General features: G+C 56.1%; 15 protein-coding genes. 13 read left to right on the top strand and 2 right to left on the bottom strand.

All coding sequences use genetic code 11. The features are described 5' to 3' along the window. Positions 1-166: 166 nt before the first annotated feature. Together mntR and ACFFK0_RS21110 are read left to right on the top strand one after the other, a co-directional pair. Positions 167-592 (top strand): transcriptional regulator MntR, encoded by a 426-nt coding sequence (gene mntR / locus ACFFK0_RS21115; RefSeq protein WP_377472336.1) that lies wholly within the window; start codon positions 167-169, stop codon positions 590-592. A gap of 118 nt (positions 593-710) precedes the next feature. Next, entirely contained in the window at positions 711-1,775 is a 1,065-nt protein-coding gene (locus ACFFK0_RS21110) for a patatin-like phospholipase family protein (RefSeq protein WP_377472335.1), read from the top strand. Here ACFFK0_RS21110 and ACFFK0_RS21105 read toward each other — a convergent pair. Then, positions 1,705-2,193 (bottom strand): hypothetical protein, encoded by a 489-nt coding sequence (locus tag ACFFK0_RS21105; RefSeq protein ID WP_377472334.1) that lies wholly within the window; start codon positions 2,191-2,193, stop codon positions 1,705-1,707. The two genes, ACFFK0_RS21110 and ACFFK0_RS21105, sit on opposite strands and share 71 nt — an antisense overlap. A 188-nt stretch (positions 2,194-2,381) precedes the next feature. On the opposite strand from ACFFK0_RS21105, the gene ACFFK0_RS21100 reads away from it, so the two are divergent. The 11 genes from ACFFK0_RS21100 to ACFFK0_RS21050 all read left to right on the top strand — a co-directional run bounded on the left by ACFFK0_RS21100 (position 2,382) and on the right by ACFFK0_RS21050 (position 13,305). Continuing rightward, positions 2,382-3,476, top strand: a complete 1,095-nt coding sequence (locus ACFFK0_RS21100; protein WP_377472333.1) for an HD-GYP domain-containing protein — start codon at positions 2,382-2,384, stop codon at positions 3,474-3,476. A 122-nt stretch (positions 3,477-3,598) separates the two neighbouring features. After that, entirely contained in the window at positions 3,599-4,801 is a 1,203-nt protein-coding gene (locus ACFFK0_RS21095; RefSeq protein ID WP_377472332.1) for a D-alanyl-D-alanine carboxypeptidase family protein, read from the top strand. Between the two features lie 9 nt (positions 4,802-4,810). Next, positions 4,811-5,440, top strand: coding sequence for a nucleoside recognition domain-containing protein (locus ACFFK0_RS21090; RefSeq protein WP_377472331.1), 630 nt, complete (start codon positions 4,811-4,813; stop codon positions 5,438-5,440). Positions 5,441-5,446: 6 nt separating this feature from the next. Then, positions 5,447-5,980 (top strand): spore maturation protein, encoded by a 534-nt coding sequence (locus tag ACFFK0_RS21085; protein WP_377472330.1) that lies wholly within the window; start codon positions 5,447-5,449, stop codon positions 5,978-5,980. Between the two features lie 79 nt (positions 5,981-6,059). Further along, on the top strand, positions 6,060-6,401 hold the full coding sequence (locus ACFFK0_RS21080) for a hypothetical protein (RefSeq protein ID WP_377472329.1): 342 nt from the start codon (positions 6,060-6,062) through the stop codon (positions 6,399-6,401). Positions 6,402-6,420: 19 nt separating this feature from the next. Continuing rightward, on the top strand, positions 6,421-7,167 hold the full coding sequence (locus ACFFK0_RS21075) for a pseudouridine synthase (protein WP_377472328.1): 747 nt from the start codon (positions 6,421-6,423) through the stop codon (positions 7,165-7,167). 87 nt (positions 7,168-7,254) lie between these two features. Next, on the top strand, positions 7,255-7,782 hold the full coding sequence (locus ACFFK0_RS21070; RefSeq protein WP_377472327.1) for a redoxin domain-containing protein: 528 nt from the start codon (positions 7,255-7,257) through the stop codon (positions 7,780-7,782). 10 nt (positions 7,783-7,792) lie between these two features. Further along, complete coding sequence (gene resB / locus ACFFK0_RS21065; RefSeq protein ID WP_377472326.1) at positions 7,793-9,460, top strand: cytochrome c biogenesis protein ResB; 1,668 nt, start codon at positions 7,793-7,795, stop codon at positions 9,458-9,460. Then, positions 9,457-10,716, top strand: coding sequence for a cytochrome c biogenesis protein CcsA (gene ccsA / locus ACFFK0_RS21060; RefSeq protein WP_377472325.1), 1,260 nt, complete (start codon positions 9,457-9,459; stop codon positions 10,714-10,716). Before resB ends, ccsA begins: the two co-directional genes overlap by 4 nt. 35 nt (positions 10,717-10,751) lie before the next feature. Continuing rightward, a complete protein-coding gene (locus ACFFK0_RS21055) occupies positions 10,752-11,465 on the top strand; it encodes a response regulator transcription factor (protein WP_377472324.1) in 714 nt (237 codons plus the stop codon). Between the two features lies 1 nt (position 11,466). Then, positions 11,467-13,305, top strand: a complete 1,839-nt coding sequence (locus ACFFK0_RS21050) for an ATP-binding protein (protein ID WP_377472323.1) — start codon at positions 11,467-11,469, stop codon at positions 13,303-13,305. A gap of 96 nt (positions 13,306-13,401) precedes the next feature. Here the strand turns inward: ACFFK0_RS21050 and serA are convergent, their stop codons facing one another. Next, positions 13,402-14,985 (bottom strand): phosphoglycerate dehydrogenase, encoded by a 1,584-nt coding sequence (gene serA, locus ACFFK0_RS21045; RefSeq protein ID WP_377472322.1) that lies wholly within the window; start codon positions 14,983-14,985, stop codon positions 13,402-13,404. Positions 14,986-15,416: the final 431 nt, after the last annotated feature.

The following is a 15,416-nucleotide window of genomic DNA, read 5'->3' as shown; positions in this document are numbered from 1 at the left end:
TGGAATCGGTCATAGTATGTCCGCGGCGCCTGGCGGGAAACGTGGCAAATGCTGACCGGCACCCTTACGGTTCCGGCGATGCACGCGCGGACTTGCACGAAAGGTCCGGACAAGGTATCATACTTAAAGGCTGTCACGACAGGTTAAAGGTACAGGGGGAAGGCGCATGGCGACACCCAGTATGGAAGACTACTTGGAACGCATATATAAGCTGATCGACGAGAAGGGCTATGCGCGTGTTTCCGACATTGCGGAAGGGCTGGAGGTCCATCCGTCATCCGTTACGAAGATGATTCAGAAGCTCGATAAAGACAATTACCTTGTCTATGAAAAATACCGCGGCCTCGTCCTCACATCCAAAGGTAAAAAAATGGGGAAGCGTCTTGTCGACCGTCATGCTCTGCTGGAGCAATTTCTGACGATGATCGGTGTTCAGGGCGAAAATATTTACAAGGACGTCGAAGGCATCGAGCACCATCTAAGCTGGGACTCCATCACATGCATCGAAACGTTGGTCGAATATTTCCGGCGCGATCCGAACCGCCTGGTGGAGCTGCAGGCCATTCGCAACGAGCTGGATCTCGAATCGTAAACACTCGCGGGTAACGCGGGTGTTTTATTTTTCCCACAGTACATATAATCAAGCACGCCCGACATACATACAGAGTAACAGGAAAACAAAGCGTTCGGCTCGGTAAGGGGGCGGCAGCTTGCTTATTCATGGAGTGTTTCAAGGCGGCGGCGTGAAGGGAATCGGCCTTGCCGGAGCGGTCCAGACCGCGCAGGAGCGAGGGTTCGCCTTCGACCGTGTGGCGGGTACGTCCTCCGGGGCCATCATCGCATCGTTCCTTGCGGCCGGCTACAGCGGCGAAGAGATGAAACGGATGATTCTCGATATGCCGTTCCGCAATTTTCTAAAACGTTCGTCGATCTACAATGTGAGGTTTGTCGGACCGGCCATACGGCTCCTGATGAAGAAAGGGCTGTACTCCGGGGAAGCGCTGGAATATTGGGTCAGGCAAAAGCTCGAGGCGAAAGGCATTCGTACGTTCGGCGATCTGGAGCCAGGCAAGCTGCGCATTATCGCCTCCGACATTTCCCAGGGCAAGCTGCTGGTGCTGCCTGACGATATCGCTCAATACGGTATCGATCCGAACCGCTTCTATATTTCCAAAGCGGTCCGAATGAGTACCTCCATTCCGTATTTCTTCGACCCGGTTATTATTCGCCGTCATTATTCGGGCGACGGACGGACGAAACCGGATCCGCGCGGGCAGTATGTGTATATTGTCGACGGCGGCCTGCTCAGCAATTTCCCGCTCTGGCTGTTCGACCAGCACACCGATCCGGGCAGCTCGCGGCCAACGATCGGCTTCCAGCTCGTCGGCAAAGCAAGCTACGGGCTGCGCCAAATCAGCGGGCCGATCTCCATGCTTACGGCGTTGTTCAGTACGATGATGGATGCGCACGACGAACGTTATATCGAAGAAGCCAACCGCTTCCGGACGATTAAAATTCCGGCCGATCAAGTTCATGCGACCCAATTCGATTTATCCACGGAGCTGAGCATGGATCTGTTTCAATCCGGCTGCAGGGCCGCCGATAAATTTTTCACAAGATGGTCTCATGACATGTATGAAGCCGACTATGCCAAGTATGTAATCCGAACGCCGCCCGCAATAATGCAGCCGAAACAAGCTTCGGTTACGGCAAGCCCTTCCGCCTCGATCTCCAGACCACAAGCCAGCAGCCGCCTACCAAACAAACCAGAATAACGAGAACACCCAGGAAGACAGGACCGATTCGCTCAAGGCCGTAAAAAACTCTTTGCCCCGAACTGAAAATGACCGAAACGGTACCTAACAGCCAGGTGACGACGAAAGGTACGACAATGCCGGCAGGCTCTGCGATTCTTAAACGGTTACAACAGAAATGATATGCGTCGTAGATGGCATAAATGTAGAAGCAGGGGTAAAATAACAGCCATTGATAGTCGATCGACTGCTGCGCCGATTGGATCTGGAACAGCCAAGAGTAGAAGATCGCCGTATTGAGATGGGACTTGTCGTTAATTAGCACTTCCAAAACAATGAAAATAACGGCCTTGCCAAGCTGACGGTTGTACATTTGACCGAAGCCGGGTATCGCGGCGGACCAGACGGCGGCGACGAGCGGGCGGTATCGATGGAGCATGGGCGGTCCCTCGCAGTTAAAGGAGATTGTAGAAGGCTTATCGCCATTTATCGTGTCCTTCGCCGTACTTTTTAAACCAGTGGTCACGAAAAAAAACAGGGACTTCCGACCCATGCCATATTGCTCTTTTTTTCGCTTTCTTTTATCATAAGGAGAGGTATCGGGAAAGCGGGGGAGATAACGGATTTATGCGGCTGCTGCCAACGAAATCATGCGTTCCGGGCATGCGGCTTGCGAAAGCGGTCTTTAACGAGGACGGCGTCATTTTGCTTGGGCGCCATGTCGAATTAAGTCAGGCTCTCATCATTCGCTTGGGACAGCTTGGCGTCGATTTTCTTTACATCGAGGATCCCGACACAGATGATATTGATGTGAACGACCCGCTTAGCGACGAGACAAGGCGGAAAGCGCTTACTGAAATACGTACGCATTTCGGGGCTTTCATGGAAGACTCGGCCAAAAAGAAGTTTTCGCGAGCACCCGCACTCGGCAAGTCGTTTGGAAACTTGATGCAGATGATCATCGACGATCTGAAAGAAAATCAAGGCGCTTTAATTATGCTGATGAATATGAACGTTTTGAACAATTACGTCTATCAGCACTCTTTAAATGTAAGCATTTACACCGTGATGCTCGGGATGGCTTTCGGCTATACGCGGGAGGAGCTGACGGTGCTCGGGCTCGGCTCGCTGCTGCACGACATCGGCAAGACGAAAATCAACTGGGCGCTGCTCCGCAAGCCGGGGGTATTGACCCCGGAAGAGTACAAGGAGATCCAGACGCACACGGAGCTCGGCTTCAAGCTGCTGAAGGATGAGCCGAATATGCCGCTTATTGCGGCGCACTGCGCATTCCAGCATCATGAGCGTATAGACGGCAGCGGTTATCCGCGCGGTATCAAAGGAGCGGAGATTCACGAGTATGCGAAGTGGATCGCCATTGCCGACTCCTACGATGCGATGACGACGCATAGAGCTCACCGCGAAGCGATGCTGCCGCATCAGGCGATGGAAATATTGTTTACCGGAGCAGGTACTTTATACGATCAGAAAAAAATAGCTTTCTTCCGCGATCATGTCGCTATTTATCCGATGGGCATTACCGTAACGCTAAGCACCGGCGAGAAGGGGGTCGTTACCGATATTCATCCTGCGGCTCCGCAGCGGCCGGTCGTCAGGGTTTTGTTTAACCCCGCCGGCGAGCGCCTCGCTCAGCCGTACGAAGTGGATCTGACCCAGAAGCTGACGATAATGATCGATCATGTAGATGCAGCAGCGGGCTAATTCGGCGCCGTCCCTCAGGGGGCGGCGCTTTTCTTCGTTCGCAAGCTTGCCGCATGGGACATACTCTCGGGCCTACCGCATATACTTGTACCATATGTTGGACAGGACAAGGGAGGATCAACATGAGACGAGCGATGCTTCTGGGGCTGGCCCTGGCGATGATAGTGGCGTGGTGGCAGCCTGGCGGCGCGGCGGCGGCGCCGGAGATATCGACGCAGGCGCAGGCGGCGGCGCTCATCGATGTGACGAGCGGGCGGCTGCTGTATTCGAAGCAAGGGGACAAGCAGATGCTGATTGCCAGCCTGACGAAAATCATGACGGCCATCGTCGCCATTGAGCACGGCAACTTGTCGGACAAGGTGAAAGTCGGCAAGAACGCGTTCGGGAAAGAAGGCTCGTCGATCTATTTGAAGCTGGGCGAAGAGATGAAGCTCAGCGACATGCTGTATGGCATGATGCTGCGCTCCGGCAACGATGCGGCGACGGCGATCGCCGAGCATATCGGGGGCTCCGAGGCTGGCTTCGCCTATATGATGAACGAGAAGGCCCGGCTGATCGGTATGGAGCGAACGCAGTTTCAGAATCCTACCGGACTGAATCAGGACGGCCACTATTCGACTGCCAACGATATGGCCAAGCTGGTGGCGTACGCGATGCAAAATCCGACGTTCCGCGAAATCGTGAAGACGCAGATGAAAACCGCCCCGAACCCGAACGAGAAGTGGGATTACCAGTGGAAAAATAAAAACAAAATGCTGACATTGTACGAGGGAGCGGACGGCGTGAAAACCGGTTACACGAAGCTGGCGAAGCGCTGCCTGGCCTCGTCGGCGACGCGCGACGGCCGTCAGCTTGCCGTGATTACGCTGAACGACTCCGATGACTGGAACGATCATCAGCGGCTGCTGGATTACGGGTTCAAATATTTTCCGCTGGAGAAGCTGATCGGCAAGGGGGATCCGGTCGATCTGCCCGGCTCAGCCGATGCGGACGGCACAAAGCTGCAGGCTGCGGCAGGCGCCACGCTGCGCTACCCGTTCGCCGCGGGCGAAGCGTCGGGAGTGACGAGCCGGGTCCTACCGACGGATCCGAACTCCGCGGCTTACCGGCTAGGGGATCTCGGCGCTTTGGAGTATTATCTGGAAGGCCGCAAGATCGGCTCGGTTCCGTTATATATGAAGAACGATCCGCGGCTGCTCGAACCGGACCGTTCCGCGTTCGGCGCTCAGGCGCTGCGGCTCGGCACATCGATGTGGAGCCGGCTGTCCGAAGCAGTGCAGCTAACGCTGCGGGCGATGTTCGAATTTTCTCCAACAGGCAGGTGACCGAAACCGATGATTAACTGGATATGGTTATTTTTCATCGTCGTCGGCTTCCTCGTCGCCGCCGTGAACGGCAATATCGATGCGGTTACGCAGGCGGCGCTGGACGGCGCCAAGAGCGGCGTGACCGTCTGCTTCGGTCTCATCTCCATTCTTGTGTTCTGGCTCGGCATGATGCGCATCGCAGAGGATGCCGGGCTGCTGCAGAAGGTCGCATCCCTGCTTCAGCCGATCGTACGCTATTTGTTCCCTTCGGTGCCGAAGGACCATCCGGCGATCGGATACATTATGTCGAACATGAGCGCGAATGTGCTCGGCCTCGGCAACGCAGCGACTCCGATGGGCATTAAAGCGATGCAGGAGCTGCAGAAGCTGAACCCGAACAAGGAAGTCGCCTCACCGGCTATGTGTACGCTGCTTGCCTTGAACACGGCCAGTATTACGCTCATTCCGACGACGCTGATCGCGATCCGGATGAATTATGATTCGATGAATCCGGCCGAAATCGTCGGCACTACGCTGCTGGCCACGGTAATATCAACCGGCGCGGCCATCGTCGTCGACCGCTGGTACCGCCGGGTGCACGCCCGCAAACCGCCGGCTCCGCCGCCAATCGATACGCAAACGATCCAGAAAGGGTGACCCGCCGTGTACGCCTTCGTCAGCCTTATCTCCTCCTGGGCGATTCCCGTCATTATCGTTTTCATTCCGCTGTATGCGGCGTACAGGAAGGTCCCCGTTTACGAATCGTTCGTAGAAGGAGCCAAGGACGGCTTTGATACGGCGATCAAAATCATTCCCCATCTCGTGGGTATGATGGTGGCGATTTCGATATTCCGCGCCTCGGGCGCGATGGAGCTCGCGCTCGGCTGGATGCGTCCGCTCCTGGACCGGGTCGGCGTCCCGAGCGAAATATTGCCTTTGGCTATATTGCGGCCGATTAGCGGGGCGGGCTCGCTCGCCTTCACGACCGACTTGATCAAGCAGTTCGGCCCGGATTCGATGATCGGCCGCATCGCCTCTACCGTTCAGGGCAGCACCGATACGACGCTGTACGTGATCACGGTATATTTCGGTGCGATCGGCATACGCAAAGCCAGCTATGCGCTCAAAGTCGGCCTTATCTCCGATGCGGTCGGCTTTATCGCTTCGATCATCGTCTGCTACCTCGTCTTCTCCTGATTGTTTCTCCGCACTCTCGAACCCCTGACCGGGCGCCGGCATACAGTAGTAGCAGTCCACCCAAGTCGAGGTGATCTGCATGCCGGTCGTCGGCGTCATTCTTCATCATTCCGTCTGTCCCTCCATTAACGGCAAGGGCTACGATTACTTCATCACCAGGAGCGGGGGGATCATACCCGGCTCCGAGCCGACTTCCCCCGAGTATATCCATATTTGCATCGAAGGGGACTTCCATGCGCCTCCGCATGCGATGTCGCAGCAGCTGCAGGAGCAGCTGTTCGTCGCGCAGAAGCTGCTTCTCATCCTGGCGGCCCGCCACGGGTTTGCGGCCAATGCGCTGCTTCCGCATAACGAGGATTGTCCCGGGGGCCATTTTCCTTGGACTGAACTTGTGATTTCCGCGCAGGATGGTTATCATTAGCTTTGAGGTGAACCATCTAATGGAAAGATTACAGAAAGTACTCGCCGAAGCAGGTATCGCTTCCCGCCGCAAGAGCGAGGAGCTGATTACATCGGGCAGAGTCCAGGTTAACGATCAAGTGGTGACGACGCTCGGGGTGAAGGTTGACCCTGCAGCCGATGTCATAAAAGTCGACGGCAAGCCGATCAGCGGACAATCCAAAGTATATTTGCTGCTTCATAAGCCGAAGGGCGTCATTACAAGCGCTTCCGATCCCGGCGGCCGGAAGGTCGTAACCGATTTCCTGCACGGCGTGAAGGAACGGGTATTCCCTGTCGGCCGTCTCGATTACGATACCGAAGGCTTGCTGCTGCTGACGAACGACGGCGAGCTGGCCAATATGCTGACGCATCCGAAATATCACGTCCCGCGCACGTATCATGCGACTGTCGAGGGCGTGCCCCACGGCAGCGTGCTGGACAAGCTGCGCAGCGGCATCAAGCTGGAGGACGGCATGACGGCGCCGGCGGAGGTCGAATATTTGGACGTCGATACGGAGAAGAAGCAAAGCGTGCTGTCGATCACGATTCACGAGGGACGCAACCGGCAAGTGCGGCGGATGCTGGAGGCGGTTCATTTTCCCATCATCCGATTAAAGCGCGTCAAATACGGTCCGATCGAGCTGTCCGGCCTCGCGCGCGGCAAATTCCGCCACCTGAAGTCCGATGAGGTCGCCATGCTGCGGGAATCCGCTTTGTCGACACAAAACATTCAAAAAAGTGAATAAGGAGCCTCTCGCTTATTCGCTATAATATAGATAGTGATTCCGATCACAATCGCTATGCTATATGTTAACAGGTAAGGGAGAGCTGCCGTGAAAGCGCGTAATCGTACGACACAGCTCGTTATTCTGGCCGTCATTGCGGTCATCGGGCTGTTTACCATTATTAGCAATCTATCGTCGGGGCCTGTCAAATATCCGCAAGTCGGGGATAAGGCGCCCGATTTCTCGTTGACGGGGCTGGACGGCAAGCCGTACAAGCTGTCGGATCTGAAGGGGAAGTCCGTCATTCTCAACTTCTGGGGGACCTATTGTCCGCCATGCAAGGACGAAATGCCGGCGCTTCAGCGCGCTTACGACAAGTGGAAGGCGCAAGGCGTCGAGTACGTCGGAGCCAATATCGGCGAGAATGCGATTACGGTCAAAGGGTTTATGGATCAGAACAAGCTGACGCTGCCGATCTGGATGGATCCGGAGCAAACCGTTCGTAAGCAATATGGAGTCAGCGAATATCCGACCACGTTCTTCATTTCGGCCGACGGCCGGATCGCACGCAAGCAGGTGGGCGGGATGACCGATGCTTATATCGAGTCTGCGCTCGCGGAGCTGGTGAAGAAATGAGGCGGACAGCATGATTACGAACTCTAAATGCGAATGCGGTCATCAAAATCCGGTCGGCACCGTGCTGTGCGAGTCCTGCGGCAAGCCGCTTGAAGACGTGGATTCGGGCGAGCTGCTGGAAATGCGCTACGACGGGGTAGCCAGACGTTCGCAGAAAGAAAATCCATCATGGATCGACAAAATCTGGAACTTCTTCTCTTCCGTCAAAATCGCCATCTATTTGATCGTCATTACGTTTATCGGCGCAGCGCTCGGTACGATCTATCCGCAGGAATCGACATTCCTCAATTTGGATCCTTCGGTTTATTACAAAGAGACGTACGGAACGCTCGGGGATTTGTATTACAAGCTCGGGTTGTCCCGGACGTACAGCTCCTGGTGGTTCGTCGGGCTGCTGTTCATGATCGGAACCTCGCTCGTCATCTGCTCGCTCGACCGCGTACTGCCGCTTTATCGGGCGCTCTCGAAGCAGCAGATCCGCAAGCATCCGCGCTTCCTGGTGCGCCAGAAGGCCTCCTATGAGGGTCAATTGCCGGAGGAAGCGGGCGATGCGGCAGGCTGGACGGCGCAGTTTGGCAGCGCTGCCCGGAAGAAAGGCTACCGCGTACATATGGAAGAGGGCGGGGGCGCGCTGCTCGCCGAGAAGCATCGCTTCAGCCGGTGGGGACCATACATTAATCATATCGGACTTATCATTTTCCTGCTTGGCGTATTGATGCTCGGCATACCGGGCTGGAGCATGGACCAGCACATCGGCTTCGTGGAAGGCAAGCCAACGCGTATTCCGGAGACGGATTTGTGGCTGCTGAACGAGAAGTTCGAAGTGGACTTTTACAAGCCCGAAGAGATGACGGAGGAATTCCGCGCCCGCGACCGGATCATTCCGAAGCTGTACGCGACGAATGCCGTTGTGTATCGCTGTACGGCGAATTGCGACAGCGCTAATCCGCAGCTGGAGGAAGTGCACCGGCAGCGGATCGAAGTGAACAAGCCCCTCAATTACAAGGGGCTGCTTGCCTATCAGTTCGATTACCGGGAAACGCCGATGATTTTGTCGCTGAAGCCGAGCTTGAAAAACCGGCAAACCGGAGAAACGTACGGCTCCTTCGAGCTGTCGACAACGAATCCGAGCGATTCGTATCAGGCCGGTCCTTATACGCTGAAGGTAAAAGGCTTCTATCCGGACTTCGCGCTGGACGAGAAGGGGCTTCCTACGACGGTATCGAACGACCCGAAAGCGCCGGCGTACATTTTCACGATAACCGGTCCCGGTCTTGCTGCGGAGGGCGAGCCTTACTTATATTTAGCGAGACAAATCGATAAGGCGGAGTATCGCGAACAAGAAATTAACGGCAGAATGGGCGAACTGTTCGACATCTCCGTCGGCTCCATGGAGGACGTCAAGATCGCCGCCTATACAAGCTACCTGAATATTCGGGTCGCAAAGGCGATGCCGTTCATCTGGACAGGCGCGGCCATATCGATGATCGGTCTGGTGATGGGCTTCTACTGGCAGCACCGCCGAATTTGGCTCCGCATCGACGGGCGCAAGGTGACCATCGGTGCCCATACGAATAAGAATTGGTACGGCCTGCGCTCCGAGCTTGCGTCCGTACTAGGGAAAACAGGCATTACTGTGGCGCAGAAGGCGCTGGAGACAGGGGGAGACCGCTCTTGAATTTCGGTTCGATCAGCTCGACAAGCTTGCTATTGGCTTTCATTGTATACAATGTGGCGTTTCTCGTCTTTGTCTTGGCCCAGGTCGGGAAAAAGTGGAAGGGACGCGAACCGCAGTCGCATGAGCGTGCCTGGGGGCGCGCCGGTTTCGGACTTGCCGTAGTCGGCTTCCTGTGCCAGCTCGTTTACTTTTTTACGCGCTGGGCGGAGGGAGGCCATATTCCGACAAGCAACATGTACGAGTTTATGACGTTCCTCAGCATGATGGTCATCGCTGCGTTTCTCATTATTCATTTGATTTACAAGACGTCGGTGCTCGGCATGTTCGCTATGCCGGTCGGCATTATTATTATCGCCTATGCCGCCGTATTTCCCAGCGAGGTGCAGCCGCTCATTCCCGCGCTCAGCTCCGTCTGGCTCAAGATTCATGTGACGACGGCGGCTTTGGGGGAAGCGTTCTTCGCGGTCGGGTTTGCGGGCGGGCTTATGTATTTGCTGCGTACGGTAGATTATCGTTCCGGCGAACCTTCCGACCGCAAAGAACGCCGGGGTGTCGAAGTTACGCTGTTCGTTATCGTTACTTTGGTAGCTTTCGTCAGCTCGATATTCATTTTCAACTCCGCCGGGTACCGGGCCGAATTTGCCCAGCAATCGATCGTTACGGATAAATCCGGCGCGGAGCAGACCGTTACGCAGAAGGTGGAGTACGTGCTGCCGCCGATCTTCGCTCCCGCGAATGCCGAGACCGTTACGATGACCCCGTTCCTGGGTATGTCGAAGCCGCTATTAACCGCCCCATCCTGGATGGAGGGGGTTAACGCCGGCAGGAAGCTGAACACGGTCGTATGGTCGCTGATCGGCGGGGCGCTGCTGTACGGCTTGCTCCGGCTGATCGCACGCAAGCCGCTCGGCGCGGTCGTTTCGCCGCTGCTGCAGAGCCTCGATCCGGAGGATTTGGACGAGATCGGCTACAGGGCGATTGCGATCGGCTATCCGATCTTTACCCTCGGCGCGCTGATCTTTGCCATGATTTGGGCGCAGGAGGCGTGGGGCCGGTTCTGGGGCTGGGACCCGAAGGAAGTATGGGCGCTTGTGACGTGGCTCTTCTACGCCGCTTATCTGCATTTACGCCTCGGCCGCGGCTGGCTCGGCAAGAAATCGGCGTGGCTGTCGGTTATCGGCTTCATTATTGTGATGTTTACTCTGGTCGGAGTGAATCTGATCATTGCCGGACTTCATTCCTACTCCGGCGTATAAGCTGCGGACTACAACGCTGCCAAGGAGGTACGACTATGGAACTGAAATCGCATATTCTGGTTGTCGATGACGAGGAGCGCATCCGCCGCCTGCTTCGGATGTATTTGGAGAAGGAAGGCTATATCATCGATGAAGCGGAGGATGGCGAAGCCGCGCTGCGGCTCGCAACCGAGAAGGACTACGACCTGGTGCTGCTGGACTTGATGCTCCCCGGTATCGACGGGCTTGAAGTGTGCTCGCGGCTGCGGCAGATGAAGGCGACACCTGTCATTATGCTGACGGCCAAAGGGGAAGAAACGAACCGGGTTCAAGGCTTCGAGGTCGGGGCTGACGATTATGTGGTGAAGCCGTTCTCGCCGCGCGAGGTCATATACCGGGTGAAGGCGATTTTGCGGCGTTCCTCGGCGACGGCATTCCTGCATAAGGACGTGTCTTCGAGCAACAACATCGTGTTCCCGAACTTGGTTATCGAACACGACGCGCACCGCGTTACGGCCGCAGGGCAGGAAGTTGCACTGACGCCGAAGGAATACGAGCTGCTGCACTACTTGGCCGTCTCGCCGGACAAAGTGTTCTCCCGTGAGGAACTGCTCAAGGATGTGTGGAATTATGAATTTTTCGGAGACCTGCGCACCGTCGACACGCATGTCAAACGGCTGCGGGAAAAGCTGAACAAAGTTTCCGCCGAAGCTGCGGCCATGATCACGACCGTATGGGGCGTCGGATACAAGCTCGAGGTGCCGAAGTAACGTGTTTATATTTCGAACTGTCGTCGGTAAGCTGTGGCTCACGATCATCGGCCTTGTTGCGGTCGTGCTGTTGATCCTGGGCCTTTTTCTCAATCAGTATTTAACGGCCTATTTCGCCCAATCGCAGGACCAGGCGGACAACTTGACCAGCCTTGCGGACAAGCTGGCGGCGGAAGCGTCGCGCCATTACGACAACGATTCGTTTTACGAGCTCGCGAACGACCTGCTCAGCTTCGAGGATGCCCGGATGATCGTAGTGACTCCTGCGTTCGAGGAACGGTCGCTGACGAGCCCGGAGACGGCGCAGGAAGGGCTGAAAACATTCCGGGCCTCCGATTTCTTCTCGCAGGCTCAGCTGCAGCGTGTCATGCAGGGAGAGAAGCTGTCGATCAGTCCGACTGCCGAAGCCGGAAGCCTGCTGCACCGCGAATCGGCCTATATGGCCGTGGCGGTGCCGCTGATTGGCGCAACGGGCTCGCCGCTGGGCGCGGTCGTTCTGTATCAATCGCTGCGGTCGATTGAAGACACCCAGTACTACGTCATGAGACTGTTCGCTTACGTATCGCTGATCGGTTTTCTGATGACAACGTTCTTTGCGTTCTTCTTGTTCTCGAGGATCACGAGACCTCTGAACCAGCTCAACAAAGCGGCGGAATTGATCGCCAGGGGCGAGTATGGCTCCCGCGTTCCGATCATGTCCACGGACGAAATCGGCGAGCTGGCGAGAACCTTCAACCGGATGGGAGATCAGCTGCTGGAAACGATTCAAGCTCTTCATCACGAGAAGGAGCATTTATCCAGTGTACTGGGCAGTATGACCGATGCGGTCATAACGCTGGATGCGGACGGCCGGGTCATTCTGACGAACCCGCAAGGGGAGCGAATCGTCCGCGAATGGGGCGCCATCCAATGGCTTGATAAGCAGGATGAATCGGAAAATGCCGAAGATAGCGTTCTGTACATTCCGGAGCCGCTCCAGCCGCTGTTCGATCTTGTCGTGGAGGACGCCCGCGAGCATGTGTCCAAACTGAACGTTCGCAACGGAGTTTGGTCGATCGTCCTGACGCCGCTGTATTCGTGGGACGGAGTGCGCGGCGCTGTCGCCGTGCTGCGGGATGTCACGGAAGAGCATCGGCTCGATAAGCTGCGGAAGGACTTCGTCGCGAACGTATCGCATGAGCTTCGAACGCCGCTGTCGATGCTGCAGGGCTACAGCGAGGCGCTTATCGACGACATCGCGGCGACGCCGGAGGAGCGGAAGGAGCTTGCGCAGGTCATTTATGACGAATCGCTTCGAATGGGCCGGCTTGTTCACGACTTGCTCGATCTCGCAAGAATGGAAGCCGGCCATATGGAAATGAATTTCCGCGAAATCGACGTAGCCGGCCTGCTTAAACGAATACACCGCAAATTCGGCGCTCTGGCGAAGGATCGGAACGTCCAGCTGAGCTTACAAATAGCGGAGCCGTCGATCATCCTGCCGCATGCCGATGAAGACCGGCTGGAGCAAGTATTGACGAATCTGCTGGACAATGCGCTTAGACATACGCCCGGCGGTGCCGCCATCCATCTGCGGGCGAAGCTCGAACGCGCTTCAGGGGAAAAAGAGGTTGTACTTATCGAGGTTGCCGACGAGGGGCAAGGAATTCCAAGTGAAGACGTGCCTTATGTGTTCGAACGCTTCTATAAGGCCGATAAAGCTCGTACCCGGGGGACTTCCGGGGGAACCGGTTTGGGGCTTGCCATCGTGAAAAATATCGTAGAGTCGCATCAGGGCTCGGTAAAGGTGCAAAGCGCACTCGGCCAAGGAACGACATTTTCTATCCGGATTCCCAAATAACGTCTCGACACAGCAAGGGCGCTTCCTGCCGGATTACGGCGGAAAGCGCCCTTGTTTGATGAATCGGGAAGGGGAATGTTGCTTCCCGTGAAACAATTAAATGGTGAACTGGCGAACTCCTACAATTTCCGGCAGCTTGGCGAGTTCCGTCAGAACGTCCTGCGAAGCCGGCTTATCGACGGTCAGCACCATGATGGCGGAACCGCCAACCACTTTACGTCCAACCTGCATCGTGGCGATGTTGACGTCGTTTGAGCCGAGCAGCGTGCCGACGCGGCCGATAATGCCCGGCTTGTCGTTATGCGAAATCAGCATCATGCTGCCTGCAGGAGCGAAGTCGACCGGATACTGATCGATCTGTACGATGCGGTCGCCATAGCCGGCGAGCAGTGTGCCTGCCGCTACGCGCTCTTCCGCTTTTGTCTTCAGCGTAACGGTAACAAGGTTCGTAAAGCTCGTTACGGCCGTAGCTTTTTGAATGACGATGTTCACTTCGCGCGTCTTCGCCAGATGCATCGCATTGACGATGTTGACGCCTTCCAAGCGGTTGCCGAGCACGCCGCGTACAATGTAACGGGTCAGCGGGGTCGTGTCCACGTCTACCAGATCGCCGGCATAGTTAATGACGATCTCGCGGATCGCGCCTTCCGTAATTTGACCTAGGAAGCGGCCCAGCTTCTCACCGAGGTCGAAATACGGCTGCAGCTTATTGAGTACGTTCGCCGGTACGGCCGGCATGTTGACGGCATTCTTGAACGGCTCGTTGCGAAGAATATGAAGCACTTCTTCCGAGACGTCGATCGCCACGTTCTCTTGAGCTTCGACCGTCGATGCGCCAAGGTGAGGCGTAACGATGATTTTCGGATTGTTCAGGAACGGGTGGTCCGCTGTCGGCGGCTCTTCCTCGAATACGTCGAAGGCGGCTCCCGCTACGATGCCTTGATTCACGGCGTCAACCAACGCAGCTTCATCGATGATACCGCCGCGGGCGCAGTTGATCACGCGAACGCCTTTCTTCATCATGGCGAATTGGGCAGGTCCGAGAATATGACGGGTTTCCGGCGTCAGCGGCGTGTGCACCGTAATAAAGTCGGCTTGCTGGGCAATCTCATTGACCGTTGCCAGCTTGACGCCGATTTTCTCAGCGCGCTCTTCCGTCAGGAACGGATCGTAGCCGAGAATGTCCATGCCGAACGCTTTGGCGCGCTTGGCCACTTCGGAGCCGATACGCCCCATGCCGATGACGCCGAGAACTTTGTTGCGCAGCTCGACGCCGACGAATGTTTTCCGGTCCCACTCGCCGCCGACGGTTTTCTTGTATGCTTGAGGAATCGAGCGGGCAACCGACATCATCATTGCAAACGTATGCTCGCATGTGGCGATCGTATTGCCGTCCGGGGCGTTGATGACAACGATCCCGCGCTTCGTTGCTGCTTCCAAATCGATATTGTCGACGCCGACACCGGCCCGGCCGATCACCTTGAGGCGGTCGCCGGCGTTCATGATTCGCTCCGTAACCTTGGTCTGGCTGCGCACGAGCAGCGCATCGTACTCGCCGATGATGGCGACAAGCTCATCCTCGGACAAGCCGGTCTTCTTCTCCACCTCGACATCCTGAGCCTCATACAGCAGTCCAATACCTTGATCGCTGATCGGATCCGACACTAACACTTTAAACATAAGCTCTCTCCTCCTATTTATAGGTAAATCAAAAAACTCCCGAACCCCGGCTAGTTTGGTCAAATAGCCATAGGGACGAGAGTTCGCTTCGCGGTACCACCCTAACTTTACCGTCTGCTCGCGCAGCACGGCCTCACGGTCTTATGTATAAGACCCGGAACAATAACGGGTTCCCGCCGGAATGGCCTACGCACGGTCTGGGCCGGGTTCAGCCAATCAACTCTGGAGTGCTCCGCATACAGGAGGCTGCCGGTTTGCACCTGCCACCGGCTCTCTGGAAGCCGCCTCGTATCCTTGGCTCCGTCAACGCTTTAGTGTGCTGTAGTATTGTTATAACTGTATCATGTCCTCAGTAAATATGTCAATACATATCGAACAATCTTCACGTTTTCTTCATGAATGTTCGGATTTTGACATGGCTTGCCGCTTAA

The organism is Paenibacillus chartarius, from assembly GCF_042432825.1.
GTDB lineage: Bacteria > Bacillota > Bacilli > Paenibacillales > NBRC-103111 > Gordoniibacillus > Gordoniibacillus chartarius.
This window is presented reverse-complemented; position numbering and strand designations above follow the sequence as displayed.

Bases quoted from the DNA above. Each gene is read 5' to 3' on its own strand.
- ACFFK0_RS21095 (WP_377472332.1), top strand. From the start codon at position 3,599: ATGAGACGAGCGATGCTTCTGGGGCTGGCCCTGGCGATGATAGTGGCG.
- ACFFK0_RS21080 (WP_377472329.1), top strand. From the start codon at position 6,060: ATGCCGGTCGTCGGCGTCATTCTTCATCATTCCGTCTGTCCCTCCATT.
- ACFFK0_RS21100 (WP_377472333.1), top strand. From the start codon at position 2,382: ATGCGGCTGCTGCCAACGAAATCATGCGTTCCGGGCATGCGGCTTGCG.
- ACFFK0_RS21075 (WP_377472328.1), top strand. From the start codon at position 6,421: ATGGAAAGATTACAGAAAGTACTCGCCGAAGCAGGTATCGCTTCCCGC.
- ACFFK0_RS21105 (WP_377472334.1), bottom strand. From the start codon at position 2,193: ATGCTCCATCGATACCGCCCGCTCGTCGCCGCCGTCTGGTCCGCCGCG.
- serA (WP_377472322.1), bottom strand. From the start codon at position 14,985: ATGTTTAAAGTGTTAGTGTCGGATCCGATCAGCGATCAAGGTATTGGA.
- resB (WP_377472326.1), top strand. From the start codon at position 7,793: ATGATTACGAACTCTAAATGCGAATGCGGTCATCAAAATCCGGTCGGC.
- mntR (WP_377472336.1), top strand. From the start codon at position 167: ATGGCGACACCCAGTATGGAAGACTACTTGGAACGCATATATAAGCTG.
- ACFFK0_RS21055 (WP_377472324.1), top strand. From the start codon at position 10,752: ATGGAACTGAAATCGCATATTCTGGTTGTCGATGACGAGGAGCGCATC.
- ACFFK0_RS21090 (WP_377472331.1), top strand. From the start codon at position 4,811: ATGATTAACTGGATATGGTTATTTTTCATCGTCGTCGGCTTCCTCGTC.